A 21,475-nucleotide genomic window follows, 5' to 3' on the forward strand; every position below is an offset into this window, starting at 1 on the left:
AAGATGAACAAATCCTTTATTACGATTGCCCTTACCGGTTTGTGTATATTGTTCCAATACCAGCAAAGCGTTGCCCAGCAAACAAAAGCAGGCAGGCCAAACATTATTTTTATTCTTGCCGATGACCTGGGGTATGGCGATTTAGGTTGTTACGGACAAAGGTTGATACAAACACCGCATCTTGATGCCATGGCCAAACAAGGAATGCGATTTACACAGTTTTATGCTGGTACAGCCGTTTGTGCACCGTCCCGTTCCTCATTTCTTACCGGTCAACATACGGGGCATACGCCTATTCGCGGTAACAAAGGTGTGCAGCCTGAAGGACAATGGCCCATACCTGACTCAGCTGTTACTATTGCTGAAGTATTGAAGAAGGCTGGTTATGCAACCGGTGATTTTGGAAAATGGGGGTTGGGGCCGGTAGCTTCTTCCGGCGATCCCCTTAAACAGGGATTTGATTCCTTCTATGGTTATAATTGTCAGTCACTGGCCCATGATTATTATCCTGATCATTTATGGGACAACGAAACCCGGGTTGATTTTGCCGCCAACACGCCTGAACACCCTACAGACTATTCAGCAGACCTAATTCACCAGAAAGCACTACAGTTTATTGATAAGCAAAAAGGGAACCCTTTCTTTTTATTTCTCTCTTATACGTTGCCCCATGCAGGCTTGCAGGTGCCCGATGACAGCCTGTTTGAGAAATACAAAAAATTGTTAAATGAACAACCTGTGCCAGTAACAAAATGGAATGGTAAGAACTATGCGCCACAAGCTTATCCACGTGCTGCTTACGCTGCTATGGTAAGCCGGTTGGATGTGTATGTTGGGCAGGTATTGCAAAAATTAAAAGAAGATGGCATTGATAAAAATACCCTGGTGATCTTTTCGAGCGATAATGGTCCACACAGAGAAGGCGGGAACGATCCTGATAATTTCAACAGCAATGGACCATTGCGTGGCATAAAAAGAGACCTGTATGAGGGCGGCATGCGTGAACCAATGATCGCCTGGTGGCCAGGTAAAATAAAGGCAGGCAATACTTCTGATTATGTAGGGGCCTTTTGGGATTTTTTACCCACTTTCGCCGATCTGGCAAAAGCCCCGCAACCCAAAAATATCGATGGGATTTCTATAGTACCGGCATTACTGGGGCAGCGGAATGCACCCATGCATCCCTGGCTGTATTGGGAGTTTCATGAACAGGGAGGGAAACAAGCCGTGCGTATGGGAAACTGGAAGGGCGTGAAATTAAATGTGACCAGCCAGCCAAACGGTCCAATAGAATTATACGACCTGCAAACAGATGTGGGTGAAAAGAACAATGTGGCAGACAAGCATCCCGATGTGGTGCAGAAGATCCAAAAAATTATGGAACAACAACACCGGGAGAGCCCGGATTTTCCTTTGCTTACAAAATCAGCTAATGTAGAATGATAGTAACAGGTAAAAATATAAAAAGAGGGTTGGGAATTTGTGCCGTAACAATGGTGGCAGCCATCGCAGGATGTAAACAGGCAGGCAGTGGTAAAATGGCCGCCAGGCAAGACAGTTTGCCGGCAGGGGATACTATCATGTCGTGCACGTCAAATCTGCCAGCGCGTTTTGCTGCAGCGGCTTCAACGGACACTATTGTTGCCAGTGGAAAGAGTTCTTATACCGGTATGGTTAAGATACCTGCCGGGGACTATCAAATGGGGGCGTCCGATAAAGAAGGCAGGCCAGATGAATATCCCCAACATGCAGTGCATGTAAATGGATTTTACATGGATGCCACCGAAGTGACCAATGCCCAGTTTTTGGAGTTTGTAAAAGCCACAGGATATATCACAACTGCAGAACGCACACCCGATTGGGAGGAATTAAAAAAACAATTGCCGCCAGGAACGCCCAAACCAGCCGATAGCCTGCTGGTGGCCGCTTCATTAGTTTTTACTCCCCCTGTAAAACCTGTGGCGTTGAATGATGTAAGCCAGTGGTGGCAATGGGTGAAAGGCGCCGACTGGAAACATCCTGAGGGACCCGGCAGCAACCTTAAAGGAAAAGAGAATTACCCTGTAGTACAGGTTTCGTGGGACGATGCAATGGCCTACGCCAAATGGGCCGGCAAGCGATTACCGACGGAGGCAGAGTGGGAGTGGGCCGCCCGTGCGGGGTTAACCAATCAACCCTATACCTGGGGCAATGAGGCTGTTGAAAAGGGACAACCTAAAGCAAATATCTGGCAGGGACATTTTCCCGATCAAAATACAGTGGCCGATGGCTTTGCGCGTGTAGCCCCGATACGATCATTTGCAGCCAACGCCTATGGCTTGTATGATATGGCCGGCAACGTGTGGGAATGGTGTGCTGACTGGTACCGCTCTGATTATTACACGCAAGCTGCATCAAAACAGTCAGTGAACCCGATAGGGCCTGCTGCCAGTTACGATCCGGACGAACCCACGGTCCCCAAAAGGGTAGTACGTGGAGGCTCTTTTTTGTGTCATGCCTCTTATTGCGCCAGTTACCGGGTATCGGCAAGGATGAAAACTTCACCCGATACCGGCCTCGAACATACCGGATTTCGATGTGTGAAAAATTGAAATAGCAGGAAGAAACACTTTTTCTTCTGTTTGCATAGGCAAGGTCATCATACTAATTGATGATGTAGACCTTATATATTTGTTCCAAAAACAAGAATACTCCGTTTTCTTCCGCTCCCAACCTGATCCAGGAAAAAAATATCTGCCGGTCTTGCTTTTTTAATTTTGCAAAATCGTTTTAGATATGTATTATTGTTACCTGTTTACTCATACCGACACTTTATGGGTATATTTAAATTAACTGATTACATGAGAACGATTGTATGCATGCTATTGACGTTTTGTTACGTTGGTTCCTTTGCTCAAATGACTCAAAACCAGCTTGAACCCGTGGATTATGTAAATCCGTTGATGGGCAGCGATTCAAGGGTTGAGCTTTCCAACGGAAATACATACCCAGCCATTGCGCTTCCCTGGGGAATGAACTTTTGGGTACCTCAAACGAACAAGATGGGTGACGGCTGGACCTATCAGTACAGCGCCGAAAAGATCAGAGGGTTCAAACAAACCCATCAGCCCTCGCCCTGGATAAATGATTACGGCCAGTTTAGCATTATGCCGGTTACCCGAAAAATGAATTTCGACCAGGACAAACGCGCCAGCTGGTTCTCCCATAAAACAGAAAAATCAACACCCTACTATTATAGTATTTATCTGGCGGATGCAGATGTAACCACTGAAATTACGCCCACTGAACGTGCAGCCCAGTTACGATTTACATTTCCCGCCTGCGATAGTTCATTTATAGTAATAGATGCTTTTAATAAAGGCTCTTATATAAAGATCATTCCTGGTGAAAGAAAAATAATTGGCTACTCATCAGCCAATAGTGGTGGCGTTCCTGCCGGTTTCAAAAATTACTTTGTAGTTTATTTCGATAAAGATTTTACGGTAGCTCATGCCTGGCATGATAAAACACTGGCAAAGGATACACTGGAATACCAGTCCAGCCATACTGGTGCCATTGTTGGTTTCAAGACCGCCAAAGGCGAGCAGGTGCATGTAAGGACAGCCTCATCATTTATCAGTTTTGAACAAGCCGAATTAAATGCGCAACGCGAATTAGGCAATGAGTCCTTTGATAATATTTGTAAAAAAGGGCGCCAGGCCTGGAACAATGAATTAGGCCGGTTGCTTGCAGAAGGCGGTGCGCCTGATCAACTGCAAACCTTTTATTCCTGCTTGTACCGGGTCCTTTTATTTCCCCGTAAATTCTATGAGTACAACAAGGCTAATGAAGTAGTGCATTATAGCCCATACAACGGACAGGTATTGCCTGGCTATATGTTTACCGACAATGGCTTTTGGGATACCTTCAGGGCCGTGTTTCCATTTTTTACTTTAATGTATCCCAGCCTGAACAGTCAGATCATGCAGGGGCTGGCAAATACCTATAAAGAAAGCGGCTGGTTGCCCGAGTGGGCGAGCCCTGGCCACCGTGATTGTATGGTCGGTTCCAACTCAGCCTCTTTGATCGCAGATTCATATATAAAAGGAATACGTGGTTACGATATCAATACATTGTATGAGGCAATATTAAAGAATACTGAAAATGAAGGTCCGCTTACTTCGGTAGGAAGAAAAGGTGTTAAGTATTACAATGAATTGGGGTATGTACCATATGATGTTAAGATCAATGAGAATGCAGCCCGTACGCTCGAATATGCTTATGACGACTTTACGATCAGCCAACTTGCCAAAGCATTAAACAAGCCAAAGGAAGAAGTTGATCGTTTTGCCCATCGGAGCATGAATTACCGTAACCTGTTCGATCCTACAACGCTGTTGATGCGTGGAAAGAATAAGGACGGTAGTTTTCAATCACCATTCAATCCGTTTAAATGGGGCGATGCATTTACCGAAGGCAACAGCTATCATTATACCTGGAGTGTTTTTCATGATGTGCAGGGATTGGCAAACCTTATGGGTGGTTCAAAAATGTTCACCAAAATGCTGGACACCGTATTTGCTCTGCCACCGGTTTTTGATGAAAGCTATTACGGGGGCGTTATACATGAGATCCGCGAAATGCAGATCATGAACATGGGACAATATGCCCACGGTAACCAGCCTATTCAGCATATGATCTATTTGTACAACTATGCCGGCGAACCCTGGAAAACACAATACTGGATACGGCAGGTGATGAATAAATTATACCATGCGGCACCTGATGGTTATTGTGGCGATGAAGACAATGGACAAACTTCTGCCTGGTATGTTTTTTCAGCCATGGGCTTTTACCCGGTTTGTCCTGGTACAACCCAATACGTTTTTGGAACACCGCTCTTCCGCAAAATGACGCTCACGTTTGAAAATGGTAAAAAGCTGATAATACAGGCGCCTGCAACAGACAAAAACACCTTTTATATTCATAATATTTCACTGAACGGAGTTGCACATACAAAGAACTGGATCGACCACAGTCAATTACAAAAAGGCGGCACATTGATATACGATGTGAAGAACAAGCCTTCTTATACCCGGGGAACAACACCGGCGGCATTTCCATTTTCAGTATCCCAGGCTTTGGCCCGATAATACAATTACCATATGAAAAAAGTATCCATAAAAGATATTGCTCAAATGGCGGGCGTGGCATCGTCAACCGTATCATTTGTATTGAACGGTAAAGCCCGCAAAATGCGCATCAGCGAAACGGTTGAAAAACGGGTGATTGAAGTAGCCCGTAATGCAGGGTATTACCCCAACCAATTGGCCATTAGCCTGCGAACCGGCAAATCAAAAACGCTGGGGCTGATAGTAGAGAACATTGGCAATCCATTTTTTGCCACCTTAGCAAAAACAATTGAAGAAGAAGCGGAGCAATATGGTTACCGGGTAGTGTATTGTAGTACGGAGAACAATGCATCAAAAGGTAAAGAGTTGATCAATATGTTGTCGCAACGGCAGGTGGATGGTTACCTGATAACCCCCGCGCCGCATATGGAAGATGATATTCAACAACTGGTTCAGCTAAACCGGCCTGTTGTTTTAATTGACCGCTATTTGCCTACAGTGGAAGCGTCACATGTGTTGGTGAACAATACCGAGGCGGTGGCGCAGGGAATGGCACATTTATTTTCCCGCGGGTATCGCGAGATAGGGTTTGTTACGGTAGACCTCGACGTTATACAAATGGAGCAGCGGCTGGATGGCTATCTTGGCGCCCTGTCAAAAGAAGGCATCCGGTTGAATAAGGATATCATCCTGAAAATTCCCTATACACATAATCGCGATGAATCGGTTGATTTGATAGCTGGCTTGTTGAAAGATAATCCTCAGTTGGATGCCCTGTTTTTTGCTACCAACTACCTCGCAATACTGGGGCTGGAGAGCATCAACCGGTTAAAAATGAATATGCCTGAGGATATTGCCGTTATAAGCTTTGACGATCACGATATCTTCCGCATCTACCCACCTGGAATTACCAGCATTCAGCAACCGGTTGAAGCCATTGCTAAAAAAGCAGTAGCGTTGTTGATGGATTTCTGTGAAAGTCCGGAAAATAAAATGACCAAAACAGAAATAGAGCTCGATGCAAAATTAATAGTAAGAGGGTCTACCTAGTGGTTAACTGGCAATATAATGGTAAAGGTGGCCCCCATACCTGGTGCACTTTTCGTGGTAATAGCTCCATCGTGGTGGTCAACAATTTTTTTACATAATGCCAGGCCTATTCCAGTACCACTGTAAGATCGCATGTTATTCAATCTTTGGAATATAATGAAGATCTGTTCTGCATATTGTTGTTCAAAGCCAATGCCATTGTCGCTAAAAGAGATTTGAACATATTCGTTGCCTTCATGCAATTTCGGATAATTATGTACTTCTGAAGGCGGCAATATTTTCGAGCTAATGTTAATAATTGGTTTGTTTTCTGAAAACTTTAGTGAATTACTGACCAGGTTCGCAAACAGTTGGTGTAACTGTAATGGAATGCCTTTAATGACCGGCAGGTTATTATAGGTTACTGATGCCTGTTTTTGTTCAATGAGTAACTCATAATCAGAAAGTACGTCGTTCAATACCTGATTAAGGTCTGTTTTTTGAAATTGTTCACCGGTTTTGGTAAGCCGGGAATAGTTGAGCACGTCATTGATAAGGGTTGACATGCGTTTGGCAGAGGAAGATATTTTGGTAAAATATTTTTCGATCACCTCACGGTCGTTGAGATGTTCCTTTACCAGGTCGGCGAAAGTTTGAATTTTGCGCAACGGTTCCTGCAGATCATGACTGGCGATATAGGCAAACTGTTCCAGCTCATGATTCGATTTTTCAAGTTCTGAGTTGGACGTGAGCAGCTCACTGGTACGGGCAAGTACCATTTTTTCCAGGTCATCATTGGCTTTCTTTTGGTCGGTAATATCGAGTACCGTGCCGAGCATACGCACTGGATTTTGTTTTTTATCATAAACAGTTGTTCCATTTATCCTGATCCATCGTTCTGACTTGTCTTCCCTGATGATGCGGGTCTCATATGCCAGGCTGCCAGTTATCAATCCAACCTGGAATGACCGTTCTACCCAGCCGCGATCGAGCGGATGAACCGATTTCATAAACAATTCCCGGCTCCATAGTACTAATGAGTGCCCTACTATTTTCCTGTGCTCGGGCGACGTAATGGTTAAACCTGTTGTAAGATCAAGGTCCCACAGGCCTATTTCTGCAGCTGTTACCGCCAGCCGTAACCGTTCTTCACTATCCTTTATGCGTTGTTCGGCTTCTTTTTGTTCGGTAATATCCAGTACAATGCCCTGCATTTTTACAGGTGCCTGTTTTTCATCGAACAATATTTTTGCATTCAGGCGAACCCATCGAATGGGATTGGTGGCATTAGGCAATACAATACGTACTTCATATTTCAGCAGACTTGTTTGTAATGCTTTTTCGAACGATTTGTCAGCGATAGGCCGGTCTTCAAAATCTATGGCTGCCAGCAGGTCATTATAGGAGAGAACAGTGGAGGTCGAATACCCGTAAATGTTTGCCAGCCGTTCTGAAAAATTAAATTCTTTATTGAGCATATTCCAGGTAAAAGAACCAAGGTCGGCGCTTTCTATGGCCAGCCGCAACCGTTCTTCACTTTCTCTGATCTGTTGCTCAGCTCTTTTTTGTTGTGTAATATCACGGGCGATCTTTGAAGCGCCTATGATGGTCCCTTTACTGTTTTTAACTGGTGAAATACTGAGCGAGATATCGAGCAGCCTGCCATCTTTTGTTAGGCGTTTGGTTTCAAAGTGCTCGATGCGTTCACCTCTTTTTAAGCGTTCCAGTATTTTAGGTTCTTCATCCAGCCTGTCGGGAGGAACAATTTTGGTTATAGAAATCCCGATCATTTCCTGGGCCGTATAGCCAAAGATCCTTTCTGCGCTGCTATTCCAACTGGTGACAATGCTTTCCAGCGTTTTACTGATAATGGCGTCGTCAGAGGATTCAATAATGGCTGCAAAATGGCCGTTACTTTCTTCATTACTTTTATAGCCGGTAATATCAACCAGCATATTCACCGCGCCGGTCACTTTTCCGTCGGTATTAAAAAAAGGTTTGGGATGTGGCATTATAATTCGCTTACTGCCATCAGGACGTTCGAAAATGATCTCTGCATCCTGAATTTCCCGGCCCTCTTTTATTGCAATGGCCATGGGGCATTGATCCATTGGCAGCGATTTTCCATCTATAGTATATATTTTCTGCGCCCCGCACCAGGTATCCTTTCCTATTTCGGGTTCCCGCCCCCATAATTCAACAGCTGCTTTATTATAGGTGCGAATAAAGCCGTTGGCGTCACAGATATAAATGGCAGCAGGCAAAGCCTGAATGAGTTGTTGATATTGCGCCTCTATTTCTTTAGCTGCATTTGTTGTTTGGGGAACCGTTTCAACTAAGTTTTTCGTTTTTTTAAAGCCGCCTGTGCCTTCGGGGTACGAACTGTTTTCGGGAACTGCCTGGGGCAGTGACGACAATTCGGGGTCATTATTTGTTCTTTTTAACTGCGGCATTTCTTTTGATTTCATATTCGAGAGTAACGTATAATATATGGTTTTAAAATTTTATGCCAACAGGAGTTGGAGGTTGGCTATTATGTAAAGAGCTGTACTACAGTCAGTTCTATTGTACCCCCCTTGGCTTCTACAAACCTGGCAAAAAATGGGGTGCATTGAGGTAAGAAGAGTGATATCAATCAGTTCAAGGTAAGCCACAGGCAGTTAACTTTGTAATGGAGTGACCATTCTAATTTATTTTTAATCTAATGTTTAGTTATGAATAACAGTAGTAAAATTCTTACCGCCTTTATTATTGGAGCTGCTGCAGGTGCTGTATTAGGTATCTTGTTTGCCCCTGACAAAGGCACCGAAACCCGGAAAAAAATTAATGAAGAAGGTAAAAAGATGTCCGATGCCATTAAGAATAAGTTCAATGAAATGAAAGAAAAAATGAATGCGGTAAAAGATGATATGGAGCAGCAACAGGAGGATTTTGCATAATCGGATAATTTACATTAATACTGGTCTTATGAGTGAGTCATTCAAAAAATGGGAAGGGTTAACTGACCATGTAAAAGAGTATATCAATATAAGAGTTGAATTAGCCAAACTAGCGATTGCTGAAAAAACATCGCGGGTTGTTAGCCAGATAATCGCTGTTACTATAGTGACCCTGTTCTTTTTATTTGTGTTGGTTTTTGGAAGCATTGCGGGCGCCTGGGCCTTGAGCGACTGGATAGGAAAACCCTATGCAGGTTTTTTAATTGTGGCCGGTATTTATATGTTACTGGGTATTATTGTTTGGGTAACCAGAAGCCGGTTAATACGTTTTCCTATCATGAATGCCATAATAAAGCAATTGCATAATAACGATGAGGAAGAACAAAACTCCTAGCATACTGCATTAATTTAATGAAGGCCTGTATACTACAGATATATAACGTTTACAATGATTTGAAAAGAACATTGTTTGGTGATTTTATTTGAATAAGATCTTTTTCTTCTTTATTTTTATTCAGATTCCCTGGTAACACTTCAAGACCTCAAAGCAGGTATTCGGCCTGATTGTATTCATAACTCATATGGGTAGTCTGCCGGTTTCTGACTAACGTGACTCTCCAACTGTAAAGCTTTTTGCAATACTAATTTTAAGGTAGGCAGATTATATAATCGCATGTTTGAATACGTGGGGTATTCGAATACTCGTTATATACAAGCATTATATGCTTGCATATGATCCCTGCATCACTGAATTACTGTTAACCATTAAACACCTGAGTATGAAAAAGATCAAAATTGCTTTGAATGTTACAGCCATTACAATTGCCATTGCGGGCGCCCTCGCCACCCGCTTTTATCTGAACGACAATGACCAGCCTCAATACATCCCCGTTAATAACTCTTTTAAACCAGCTGGAGAGTTGGGGGTTAACTACAATTGCCACGACTCTACAGATACCTGTACCTATTACCAGCCCGATCCGGTAGGCCATCCCCTGCAATATTTGCCAGCCCGCCAGGGAGTATATGTACCAACCATACAATAGGCTTTCTGTAAATACCGTGTTTTAACGGGTTATATAACGGTATAGCCCGAAATATGTAGCCGTGCATAATGGGAAACCATTACTTTGGCTATCAGTCTAACATTTTGCATGATTTTGCATTGTGTACTTTCAGTGATAATTACTATCATTGATGCATAGCCTGTTTTTTTAATAATCGTGAGACTTACCTTTATTATACAAAGTTTTTATTTGAATAATTTATGATGAATTATTTATTAATAAATCTTATTTGATATTATTCACCTGCTTATTTTATGTAGTTTGATGGTTGAAATGAAATGGTTTAAGTGAGATGGGTTGTTTAAGTGGTTTCATTTATATCTCATTACACTTAGCAGAATTAATGATCAGTAATGGAAATGAAACGAACAATAAAAATATGTAATAGGTATATGAGCTGAGAACAAAAGCTACATGCAGGCACTTAAATAATCTAAAAATAACTGATATAAATTTTTGAACATAGTCTATTAGTATATAACTTTAGTTCTATCGCTTCCCGACCTGCCTTATCCCTCAGAACGCCTTATTCTAATCTACATCTAACGTATAGCAGGAATCAGTGATTTTGGAATGCTTCCATTCGTCAATAATGCCTTGCGCCCTTAATACCCATTTATATTATGAAAAGAAAGATTATTATTGAAATAATATCTTCCTTATTGATATTGCTTTTTTTGTACGCCAGTGTAAGCAAATGGCTTGCTTTTAGGACTTTTATTGGCGATATGAATAACCAGCCGTTCCCTAACTGGATGACTCCCTACCTGGTATGGAGTATTCCATTTATTGAAGTACTTATTGCAATTGGATTGATATTCGAGAAAACCAGAGTGCCTGCCTTGTATGCATCATTAGTTCTGATGATGGCCTTTACAATCTACACAGTGGCTGTATTATGTCATGCGTTCCTGTATATTCCCTGTTCCTGTGGGGGCGTAATAAAAAAGCTCACCTGGCCACAACACCTAGTCTTTAATCTGTTTTTTGTTGGGATCTCAATACTGGGTATCTGGCTTAAAAAGCGGGAACCAGTAGCTGCGGTACGTGCTGTTGAAGCATAAATACACTAGTCAAATACATAACTTTTTCCTGTTTTAATTGCTGTAGCACTTATTCCGGAGTAGGTGTGTGCGGGAATAACAGGTCAGGCGTAGCCGAAAACCTGCATAATAGAGTAGGCAAAGTTAAAATTAACCATTTAGAAAAAGAACAAGTATGAACAAAGTTAAAGTGGCTTTTATTGCGTTTGCAATATTTGCAGGCGTTGGTGGTGCCTTTGGTACCACTTGCGTACAATGTGAAAATTCACCACAGTATATCTGGACCGGAGCTGGTTATATGCGTGTAGGCTTATATGGAGAAGATTGGGATTGCTTTGTGGCCGGAGGTATTTGTACCTATTGGATCCCCGATCCAATTGGTCAGCCAAACGTTTATGCACCCTGCCACGAAGGGTCATGGTTCCCGCTGTAATGGTTAGTTAATGCTCTGTTTAATTGATGTGGGTATATACTCACCTTGTATCCTGACATCAATTAGAAAGTAAAAGACATTCCTGGAAACCAGTCATTTTAGTATGACTGGTTTTTTTATATGATGAAACTATTACCTGACATTTTGTTCATAATGCCCCATCAGGATGGCATCGGGTGGAATGGGCAACGCATATAATGGACTGTTAACAGGTAAAGAATCCAGCCGGTTATTTAAGATCCTTTTAGGAACAATGTTTGCATTTCCCACATTCAACCGCCTGATGTCTGTCCAGCGTATACCGCGCAAGGGCATTTCTTTTCTTCTTTCAATAAGTATTTTAATTAATGCTTCTTCTTTTGTGGTGGCAGTATAGGGAACAAAGGTGCCGGTTTTCCAACGTTGTTTTAGCAGGGTGTTAAGATCATTCATGGCATTGATAACATCCCCTGCCCGGGCCCGGCATTCAGCTCTTGTCAGATACATTTCATCGGTGGCCAACCCGGTAAAACCAAAGCTGGTTGAATTATAACCGCCTTTAAAATTGACCCTGCCGGCTGAGTTTACGGTAAAAAACAGCGTCCGCCGCAGGTCGTTCGGGGCATACAGACTATAAAGGTTAGTATCTACAATACAAGTGCTACTGGGTTTTACCACGTTGGTTTCAACAAACCTGCTTTGATACATGGTTTCTACATTATTGCGTTCAAAGGGTCTTGGTGCAGAAGGGTCCTTTATATTGTAGTCAATAATTCCATTAAAGAGTTGTAAACAGTTGTCTGCAGCGGCACCTGCTTCATCGAATTTTCGCATGGTTAAATAAACCCGGGCCAGCAGGGCATTGACAGCTGGTTTGTTTGGCCGGTTTAGATAACTGGTTACCGGTATAGGTAAAAGATCTTTGGCCGCACTCAGATCATTCAATATTTGCGAATAAGTTTCCTCCAGGGTTGATCGTTTAATAACTTCGTCAACATTCGGCGTTAGTTTTAACGGTATACCCAGATCTGATGTGGCCGTTTCAGCTCTGTATGGTAACGCAAAAATCTGGGCAAGGTTATAAAAAGCATACGCCCTGATAAACAACGCAGACCCTTTCAGGAAATTCCACTGCTGTTGGTTATCGGGGGTAATATCAACGTTTTTCAACCCATCCAGTACCACATTGGCATATAAGACCTGTTCGTATGGTGTATTCCAGTCTGTTACTTTCCCTTCTCCTTCATAGATATCAGCTGCCCAGATGTACCCATTTTTTTCTTTTTTACTGAGTAATTGCCAGTAACCAGGCATAATATAAAAATTATCTGCAGAGAGTTCGCCCAATGCTGGTGTCAAACCCAACAGCACCTCATTATCCAACAATTGCTGAAAATCGTCAAGGGTGGTTGGTACAACTACATTTGAATTGGGTTTCTCATCCAGAAATTCCTTTTTGTTGCAACTGATGATGCCCAAATAAAGTATAAAAAGACAGCCGCAAATATTTTTTACTTTCATTGGAAAAGGAATTAATTGACTAGAAATCTATTTTTACTCCTGCTGCAATGGTCCTGGGTGCCGGTATCCCTGAAATATAATCCGGGTCAATACCTGCGTGATTGGCTTTCCAAAGGATCCCCAAATTATTGGCATATAGATATATTCTGAACTGGTTTATAGGCAACCACCGGGTCTCGCTTTTATTTACCTGATAACTAAGTTGAATGTCCTGTAACCGGAAATGATCGCCCTTTTCAATCAATACATCCGAATATGCGTAAAAATTACTTCTATATGCGCTTTCATTAAATACCATAGAGGGTACTGAGGTGAAATTTTCATCCCCCGGTTTTTGCCAGCGTTGTTCAAAATCCGGATTACCTCGGCTTCGGCCATTGAACAGGTCTGTATAATTTATGGAAGGTCTTCTAAAATAATAGCCCAATTTCCAGGAAATATTAAACGAGAGTTCTACTTGTTTATAGCTAAAATTATTTCGCAGGCTCCCAAAATAAACCGGGTTTGCAGGTCCTCTATAGATGAGTTCAGATAGATCTGATGATAAAGTTATATCGCTGTACTTAGTACTGAGCTCCTTGTTGTGGTAACCACGTGGGTCACCTGTACTGGGGTCAAGCCCCATCCATCTTAAGCTGTATATAGAATAAAGGGGCTTATCTTTTAGCGGGCTCATATATTGCGGTTCGCAATAATACCAAACCGCGCTTTGTTGTACTTTATAATCTGTTACCTTGTCTACTGTATAACTTAGCAGCAAGGTACTGATCCATTTGAACTGCTTATTGATGTTTTTTGAGCGCAGCATAATGTCAACGCCTTTGCCCTTCATGTCAGCTGTATTGCCCCTGAACGTTGTAACGCCGGTGGTAGGGTCAAGCGGGCTGTTACCAATCAAGTCAATTCCTTTGCGGGTGTAATACTCCAGGCTACCCTCAAGTATACCTTTTTTGGTGGCAAAATCGACCCCGTAATTGATCATATGATTCTTTTCCCAGCGAAGTGAAGGGTTGGGAGGATTGTCAATAGAAGCAGACAATATGTTATAATAATTAACTGCATCTATGCTTGCTGTTGTATAGGCGGATACAGTTCTGTCAACATTTCCCTTGTAACCATTGGTGATCCGCAATTTTAAATAGGGTAACCAGGTTATTTGATAAAACTGTTCCTGGTTAATTTCCCAACTGGCGCCAACCGACCAAAGTGGTACCCCTTTCTGATTGGTTTTTACGCCAAAGAGGTTTGATTCATCCTTCCGGATACTGCCTGATAAAATATACCTTCTTTGGAAAATATATTTAGCATTCAGGTAGTAGGAAACATAGTTATCTGTCTGGGTACGGCTGCTGTTCCGGTACTCAATTTTTTTAGTGGCAAAAGGTGCATAGTATAAGGGAAAGGGATTCTCATAATCCACAGGCGAAAGTGCTGGCAGGTTTATATTATACCCATAGGTGCGAAGGCCCTCATAGAATGTTTTAGTACCCCTTACTTCTGCACCTGCTAATGCTGTGATCTGGTGATAGGTGGTATGGTTGCGGTTATACCAGTTAGTATTATAGTTAAACTGGGTACGAACATTATGCGCCTCGTACTTAACTGTATTCTGGTCTAAGATCCCTCCTAAGGGAATGTGTCTGATCACTTGTCCTGCGGTATCAAACTCTGTGAACTGGTTTATAAGATTACGGGTAAAATAAGATTGCTGACTATTATAATTTTCCTGGTCAACAAATCCTTTATTGTACTGGTACAGTACGGCAGCATTGAGTCCTTTAAATAGCGCGTATTTTATATCAGCATTAATGCGATAATCCGTTGTTTTGGTTAAGTTATTGCTGTACTTCAGCTCGTTGTAGGGCTTATAGTCCCAATCTAATAGATACGGTTGATCCGGGTACGATCTGCCTGCGGTGTCTTTAAATGCCTGCCTGATATCTGCAGGTACTGTTACCGCATTTCCATCTTTATTTACCAGATCGAGATAGGGGAGAATAAGGTTAGGCAATCCCGTATTATTATTTTGTACTCTTGTATCAGTATATATGATTCCAGTGTTAAACTCGAGCTTCTTTTTTAACCAGGTAAATGAATTGTTGGCGGTTAGGGTTAAACGATCATAATCGTTCCTGATCAGGTTTGCCAGGTTTTTATCATAGCCCAATGAAAGATAATAATTGTTGTTAGCGCTGCCGCCGCTGGCATTAAGCGCATACTGCTGGTTTACGCTGGACCGGTAAAAATATTTGTCAAGATCTTTTCGGGTATCCTGACCTTTTAATTCATTTAACTGTCTTTCAGCCTCGCTGTGGGAAATCACTTTGTCTCGTTCTTTAATGAGTATTTCCACCACCGGCGATAGCACGGGGCGAAGCTGGTTTGATTCCTGAAAATTGTAAAATCCGCTGTCAAATAAGAAATGTTCCACATCTACATAATCAGCGGGGCTCAAAATAGGTCTATAAAACAGATCAGGTTTTTGCCCTACCGTTACATTGCTGTTGAAGGAAAGTTTTAGTGGCTGGTTATATTTGCCCTTTTTACTGGAAATTACAATAACGCCGTTGCCTGAATAGGCGCCCCAGATAGAGGCGGCATCTGCATCTTTTAATACCGTTATGCTTTCAACATCATTGGGGTTAATATTGTTGATATCCCCGGCATAAGGGAAGTTGTCAATTACAATCAGGGGGTTGGCGTTGGCATAAATGGTGCTTCTTCCCCGGATCGCAATGTTTGTCTGGTTGGTAGTAGTATTTACATTTTTATTGAACACCAGCCCACTGGTAATGCCCTCCAGCCGGTCAACAATGTTGGTAGATACCCGTCGATTGAAGAGTTCGTTATCTATTTTTACGAAAGAGCCGGGCGTTTTATCTTTTGAGATTTTCTGGTAACCGGTTGAAACTACCTGCACTTTGTTTAATTCACTTACGTGTTGTTTTAACCTGACATTCAATTCTGATTCACCCTGCCAGTTCACTTCCTCCGATTCGTAATTGATGCTGGTAACAACAATGTTCAATTCAATTTCATCTATCCCGTTTAATTTGAACTCACCGTTTTCGTTGGTACTGGTTTGCTGGTTTCTGCCTTTTATGGTAATGGTTGCACCCGGTATAGGTTCTCCCTGTTCATTTAATATTTTGCCCTTAATATTGGCGAGTCTTTTACCAATGGCGGTTTGTCTGCCTCTTGGAATAACAGTTACTATTTTGTCGATAATGGTATAGGTACAGGTCTGGTACCTGAAAAATTCATCAAGCAGTTGTTCAACGGTGACGTTGGTAAGGTGAATATTTACAGGCTTTATTTGTGAGGAAATGGAGTTGGTGTTGAAGATGGTATAGCCTGCCTGTTTTTCCAATACCTTACGCAGCTCACTAATGGTTACATGTTTTTTGGAAAAGGTGATCTGAGCAAGTGCGGGTACACTTGTAAGCACATAAGCAAGGATCAGAAAAGCAGTTATGTGTTTCATAATCAGAACCTCCTCCAATTGCGAAATGCCGTCAGAAATACACTTTTCGTTGCCACCTTTATTTTGTGTAAAAATAAAAATAGTCAACCAATTGCTCGAATAAACCGAGAAAAGTTGACTAAATATAGCATTTCCCCTTATGGGTAACTACCTACAATATCCGATTGATGAAATTATAAATTCATATTGAAAGCGCGGTTAATATATAAAAAAATTAAGCCACCTTACTGCGAACCATGAGCGAGTAAGCTCATGGTCGCAGGGTAGCTTTTGGGCTCAACGCTGGCCATTTCGTTAAATGGAAGAACAGCGTTAGATGTGGTTTAATGATTAACGGGAGAGCAATTATTTTTACCCTATTATAGGTGTTGTTAATACGTTGACTATGACGTTACTATGATCGTTCTTTCTTTTTCGTTCAATCTGGCTTTTATATTATTGAGATTGAGCAGCCTGATTATGCTTTCAATACTACCGCCACGGGGTAGTTTTCCTTCAAACGCGATCTCAGGCTTTTTTCCCTGATATACAATATTTACATCATACCAGCGGGCTATTTGTCGCATAGTGTATTCGAGGTCGTGGCCGCCAACCGGAATATAACCGTTTGTCCATCCAATTATATCTTCTGCATCAACATGTTGAACTGAGATGTTGCCTGCACCCAGTTTTGCCTGTTCACCGGGGTGTATAGTTTGATAACTGTTGCCGGATGTTACTTTTACCTTCCCTTCAACCAGGGTTGTTTTGATAGCGCCTTCTTCTGTATACGCCATTACGTTAAAATGTGTGCCCAGTACTTCCACTTCGTTTCTGTTTCCGGCAGGAGTGTTTATTTTAACGATAAACGGAGTTTTGGCTGGTTTACCTTTTTCCTGTTTTACGCCAGGCTGGATCTGAGGGTTCACTTCAAAATAAGCTTCGCCGGTGAGCTCAACAATTCGCTCGTTCCCGGCGAAGGCTATAGGAAAACGCAATGATGAAGCCGCATTCAACCATACTTTACTTCCGTCAGGTAAAGTGATCGTATATTGTCCTCCTCTCGGGGTAGTAACCGTATTATATAAATCGGTTCCATTGTTAAGTCCATCAGAATCCGGCTTCCTGTTATATATTAACCGTCCATCAGTCTTGGTTATCTGCATGTGCCCCTGATCGGCCAGGCTCCCGTTCTGCACAGTATTCAGCATGATCGTTTCGCCATTGGCCAGCGTCAGTGTGGCTTTATTACCACCAGGAACGATCCTGGATTTTTTGCTACTATTGGAATTGTTGTTTTTGTTGTCAGTATTGGCTGTTTGGTTGGATGTTTTCTGGATGGTAAAATACCAGGTGCCAGCCAACACAAGCAAGATGGCAGCCGCAGCAGCCGCAATTTTGAAAAATGGTAATCTGGTCGTTTTCTTTTCCGGATAGAGATCTATCAGTTTGGCGCCACTGTTGATCCGTTGCACCGTTTTTTTCCACATTGCTTCACTATCAGCACTTGCATAGTGCTTTAATTTTTCCCGCAGTTCATTTTTATCAGTGATCTGCTTGAAAAATGCATCATTATGTTCGGATTCTGCCCGCCATGCGTTAAGCTCCTTTTCTTCTTCCGCACTTATCTTCTCTTCCAGGAACTTCTCTATCAGACTTGTGATCCTATTTACCTTTTCCTGCATAATTATGGTATTTAAAACTTGAGAACAAGGCCTTTATTTCACATGGAAGCGCCAAGCTCACTGAGCCTTTTAAACCCACTTATATAAAAACAACGAAGGGGTATTTTTGACAAAAAAAATGATGAAAATAAATAAAGGTACTTGTGGTTAGAGTATATGTAAAAAAGCCGTTATGTTTTCGGCGATGTGTTCAGATCTCACCTTAAAAGCAATAGACCCGTTGAGGCAAAGGCTAATAAACACAGCCACCAGTAATCTCTTTTTCAGCAATTGAATGGCCCGCCTTTTCTGGTTTAAGACATTCCGGGGTGTAATGTGTAGTTTTTCTGCCACCTCATCGGTACTGGCGTCTTCGAAATAAATGAGTTTAAAAATGGTTTTGCATTTGTTGGGGAGGGTTTCGATCAAAGGATATATTTTTCGCAACAGTTCGCCTTCTATTATATCTGTTATTATATCCTGATCGTCTTTGTCTTTTTGCAAATAAGACAATTCGCTTTGGGATGCAGTTCTTCTTTGAATATGCCTGAGGTAATTTAGGCTGGCGTTGCGGGTGGCAACAAACAGGAATGCTTTTATGTGATCTTCGGTCTGAAAGTTCTCATGCCTTTGCCAGAGTTTTGTAAAGGCCTCAGAAACAATATCTTCAGCCTGCTCTTTGTCCTTTACCAGTTGCATGGTGCTGGAAAAAAGTATCTTGTTGTAGCTTTCGAAAATTGTTCGAAAAGCATCATTGTTCCCTTGATTAAATGCTGCGAGCCAATCATCCTTTTCTAATAATTTCTTCTTCATCTGGTTTCAATTTATGATCATCTGTATCGGGGACCGATATGGCAACATATGTCTAACCACCTTGCCGGTGTTTACCGAAGGTCAATAAATGATAAGGTTAATGACTATCAATAAATTGCTAATGGTACAGGAATAACTATCCAGTTTCAAAATAACGGAGGTTGCTAAAATCAGGGCAGTTCGTGGAACCAGAATTGCACGTTACCCGCTTCATCCCGGAAGCAACTAACGGCGGGATGCAAGTTTACAAAAATATATTAAAAATTGACTTAAGTGTTTCCTCTAATTGCCAATAAATGGTTTAACTGATTTTTCCAGTGAAAGCACGGTAGGGGGCTTTTGTCAGGAAATGGTAAAAAATGGGCGGTCAGAAGATGGAAAGATGTCGGCTGATGGATTTTTCGAAGATGGCGCGGGCGCCCTCGGCAATATTCATCCATTCAAAGGCGCCGTACATGCCATCGAATGGAAGGGGATGTACCCGTTCATAAATAAACTCAATATCCTTTTGGGGCAGGGGTATATGATTAGGATAACTATACATGAAAGACATATGCCGGCGGCTGGGCGCTATGTAAATACTGTCGCCGGTTAGTAAACAACCCGCTCTGCCATGATCGGGTAAATGTAATACGGTGCTTCCCGGAAAGTGCCCGCCTACATGAACAATGCTGATATTGTCCCATAACTTTTTGGAAGCGCCATTCCATAATTCAATATATCCACCGGGATCTTTAATCCATTCTTTATCATTGGCATGTAAATAAATAGGGCAATCAAAAGCGGTAGCCCAGTCCTGCATCAGGCTATAATAATGCGGGTGCGAAATGGCAATGGCGCTGATACCTCCCAGCGACCTGATAAAAGCAATGGTTTGGTCATCGATAAATGGAAGACAGTCCCACAATACATTGCCCGAAGAGGATAACACCAGATGCGCTTTTTGTGCTATGGCGAATGAAGGGATTATCCTTAAATCGTATATTGTTGATAGTAAGCGGGAAAACCGGATGGTACTTTTAGTGGCCAGTTCATTGTAACTCGTCCAAACCTGGCCGGTAAAACCCAGGTATTGCCGGTCGTCTGCACAGATCTCGCAAATGGAAGGAATAATTGAAGTGCCATACCGAACACCACAGGTGTTGCAAATGTTCTTTGCCGAAGGCGAAATAATCATAGAAAAGAGTTTGCGTAGAATTCTGCAATAGAAATTCAGACTTTTACCAATGTTATCCGGATCGCACTAGTATTTTAATATCAGGTTTTCTGATAATGCAAAGTTAATACCAGAAATTTTTTACTATGAAAAGGCAGGCAACAGCAACAAGATCAGCCACAAACAATTTTTATGAAATGGCACCTGTTTTTGCTAAAAGTAAATGACGTTTTTTGCGTATATTTACAGTTCACCAAAGAAAAGGAGGTATTCATGAAATCTACAGAATATTCATGGACACTTTCGGTTAGTATCGCCTAACTGGAGTATCGATCCATCAAAATATCTGCTGACAAGTGTCAGGATCCCGACGGTCACCGTCGGGATTTTTATTTTACCTTAGCAGTATGCTTACAGTGAGCGAATTATATATCTACCCCATAAAATCATTGGGCGGCATTTCCCTGAACAGCGCCACATTGACCGATCGTGGCTTTGAATATGATAGAAGATGGATGCTGGTTGACGACAATAACCAGTTCATTACCCAGCGGGAAGTAAATGCCATGGCTTTGTTGAAAGTGCAGATCACCGAACAGGGACTTTTAATACAGAATAGCCGGGTTAAAGGAGAGGAGTTGCTGGTCCCTTTTGAACCCACTACCAACGAAACTTCCATGGTTACGGTTTGGAGCAATCATTGCCGGGCCCAACGGGTAAGTGCCGAAGCCGATACCTGGTTCAGCAAACAACTGGGCATGTCCTGCAAACTGATGTATATGCCCAACAGCACCAACCGGTTTGTTGACGGCCGGTATGCACACAATAAAGAAATTACCAGTTTTTCAGATGCGTTCCCGTTACTGTTGATAGGCCAGGCTTCGCTTGATGATCTTAACAACCGGTTAACGGACCCATTGCCCATGAACAGATTTCGACCCAATCTGGTATTTACCGGTGGAACTGCTTTTATGGAAGACGATATGAAACAATTCACCATCAATGGCATCACCTTCTTTGGGGCGAAACCTTGCGCCCGTTGTGTAATTACAACAATCGATCAGCAATCAGGGGCAAAGGCTAAAGAACCGCTGAAAACACTTAGCACCTATCGTATGAAGAACAACAAGGTGCTGTTTGGTCAGAACCTGTTGTATAAAGGCAATGGAATAATAAGCGTTGGTAATACTATAACTATACACGAAAAAGGAGCTGTGGAACTATTGCCTGATTAGTGACCGTTGCCTTGTTTTTATT

At 42.2% G+C, this 21,475-nt stretch carries 17 protein-coding genes; 11 read left to right on the forward strand and 6 right to left on the reverse strand.

Annotated elements, in window-relative coordinates; genetic code table 11:
• Nucleotides 1–3 precede the first annotated feature (3 nt).
• From J7I42_RS11845 to J7I42_RS11860, 4 genes are all read left to right on the forward strand, one after another.
• Nucleotides 4–1,443 (forward strand): arylsulfatase, encoded by a 1,440-nt coding sequence (locus J7I42_RS11845; protein WP_209138992.1) that lies wholly within the window; start codon nt 4–6, stop codon nt 1,441–1,443.
• Entirely contained in the window at nt 1,440–2,591 is a 1,152-nt protein-coding gene (locus tag J7I42_RS11850; protein ID WP_209138993.1) for a formylglycine-generating enzyme family protein, read from the forward strand. The genes J7I42_RS11845 and J7I42_RS11850 overlap by 4 nt, the downstream gene beginning before the upstream one ends.
• Nucleotides 2,592–2,840: 249 nt before the next feature.
• Nucleotides 2,841–5,132, forward strand: a complete 2,292-nt coding sequence (locus J7I42_RS11855) for a GH92 family glycosyl hydrolase (RefSeq protein ID WP_209138994.1) — start codon at nt 2,841–2,843, stop codon at nt 5,130–5,132.
• A 12-nt stretch (nt 5,133–5,144) separates the two neighbouring features.
• Nucleotides 5,145–6,161, forward strand: a complete 1,017-nt coding sequence (locus tag J7I42_RS11860) for a LacI family DNA-binding transcriptional regulator (RefSeq protein WP_209138995.1) — start codon at nt 5,145–5,147, stop codon at nt 6,159–6,161.
• Here J7I42_RS11860 and J7I42_RS11865 read toward each other — a convergent pair.
• Complete coding sequence (locus tag J7I42_RS11865) at nt 6,158–8,608, reverse strand: PAS domain S-box protein (RefSeq protein ID WP_209138996.1); 2,451 nt, start codon at nt 8,606–8,608, stop codon at nt 6,158–6,160. The genes J7I42_RS11860 and J7I42_RS11865 overlap by 4 nt on opposite strands.
• A gap of 246 nt (nt 8,609–8,854) precedes the next feature.
• Here J7I42_RS11865 and J7I42_RS11870 point away from each other — a divergent pair, with 246 nt between their 5' ends.
• The 5 genes from J7I42_RS11870 (at nt 8,855) to J7I42_RS11890 (ending at nt 11,622) form a co-directional block, all read left to right on the forward strand.
• The gene (locus J7I42_RS11870) at nt 8,855–9,079 is read left to right on the forward strand and encodes a YtxH domain-containing protein (RefSeq protein WP_209138997.1); all 225 of its coding nucleotides are present in this window, start codon (nt 8,855–8,857) and stop codon (nt 9,077–9,079) included.
• Between the two features lie 28 nt (nt 9,080–9,107).
• Nucleotides 9,108–9,473: a phage holin family protein gene (locus J7I42_RS11875; RefSeq protein ID WP_209138998.1), complete on the forward strand. Its 366-nt coding sequence runs from the start codon at nt 9,108–9,110 to the stop codon at nt 9,471–9,473.
• Between the two features lie 385 nt (nt 9,474–9,858).
• Nucleotides 9,859–10,125 (forward strand): DUF6520 family protein, encoded by a 267-nt coding sequence (locus J7I42_RS11880; RefSeq protein WP_209138999.1) that lies wholly within the window; start codon nt 9,859–9,861, stop codon nt 10,123–10,125.
• 644 nt (nt 10,126–10,769) lie between these two features.
• A complete protein-coding gene (locus tag J7I42_RS11885) occupies nt 10,770–11,210 on the forward strand; it encodes a MauE/DoxX family redox-associated membrane protein (RefSeq protein ID WP_209139000.1) in 441 nt (146 codons plus the stop codon).
• Between the two features lie 154 nt (nt 11,211–11,364).
• Nucleotides 11,365–11,622 (forward strand): hypothetical protein, encoded by a 258-nt coding sequence (locus J7I42_RS11890; RefSeq protein WP_209139001.1) that lies wholly within the window; start codon nt 11,365–11,367, stop codon nt 11,620–11,622.
• Between the two features lie 132 nt (nt 11,623–11,754).
• Here the strand turns inward: J7I42_RS11890 and J7I42_RS11895 are convergent, their stop codons facing one another.
• Both J7I42_RS11895 and J7I42_RS11900 read right to left on the reverse strand, forming a co-directional pair.
• On the reverse strand, nt 11,755–13,122 hold the full coding sequence (locus J7I42_RS11895; protein ID WP_209139002.1) for a RagB/SusD family nutrient uptake outer membrane protein: 1,368 nt from the start codon (nt 13,120–13,122) through the stop codon (nt 11,755–11,757).
• Nucleotides 13,123–13,141: 19 nt separating this feature from the next.
• Entirely contained in the window at nt 13,142–16,606 is a 3,465-nt protein-coding gene (locus J7I42_RS11900; RefSeq protein ID WP_209139003.1) for a SusC/RagA family TonB-linked outer membrane protein, read from the reverse strand.
• Here J7I42_RS11900 and J7I42_RS35675 point away from each other — a divergent pair.
• A complete protein-coding gene (locus J7I42_RS35675) occupies nt 16,520–16,753 on the forward strand; it encodes a hypothetical protein (protein WP_378571065.1) in 234 nt (77 codons plus the stop codon). The genes J7I42_RS11900 and J7I42_RS35675 overlap by 87 nt on opposite strands.
• A gap of 236 nt (nt 16,754–16,989) precedes the next feature.
• On the opposite strand, the gene J7I42_RS11905 is transcribed toward J7I42_RS35675, so the two are convergent.
• From J7I42_RS11905 to J7I42_RS11915, 3 genes are all read right to left on the reverse strand, one after another.
• Nucleotides 16,990–18,270, reverse strand: coding sequence for a FecR family protein (locus J7I42_RS11905; RefSeq protein WP_209139004.1), 1,281 nt, complete (start codon nt 18,268–18,270; stop codon nt 16,990–16,992).
• Nucleotides 18,271–18,417: 147 nt separating this feature from the next.
• Complete coding sequence (locus J7I42_RS11910) at nt 18,418–19,062, reverse strand: RNA polymerase sigma-70 factor (protein WP_209139005.1); 645 nt, start codon at nt 19,060–19,062, stop codon at nt 18,418–18,420.
• A gap of 367 nt (nt 19,063–19,429) precedes the next feature.
• On the reverse strand, nt 19,430–20,239 hold the full coding sequence (locus tag J7I42_RS11915) for an MBL fold metallo-hydrolase (RefSeq protein WP_209139006.1): 810 nt from the start codon (nt 20,237–20,239) through the stop codon (nt 19,430–19,432).
• 386 nt (nt 20,240–20,625) lie between these two features.
• Between J7I42_RS11915 and J7I42_RS11920 the strand changes: the two genes are divergently transcribed.
• Nucleotides 20,626–21,453 (forward strand): MOSC domain-containing protein, encoded by an 828-nt coding sequence (locus J7I42_RS11920; protein ID WP_209139007.1) that lies wholly within the window; start codon nt 20,626–20,628, stop codon nt 21,451–21,453.
• Nucleotides 21,454–21,475 lie beyond the last annotated feature (22 nt).

This window comes from Niastella soli, assembly GCF_017742245.1.
GTDB lineage: Bacteria > Bacteroidota > Bacteroidia > Chitinophagales > Chitinophagaceae > Niastella > Niastella soli.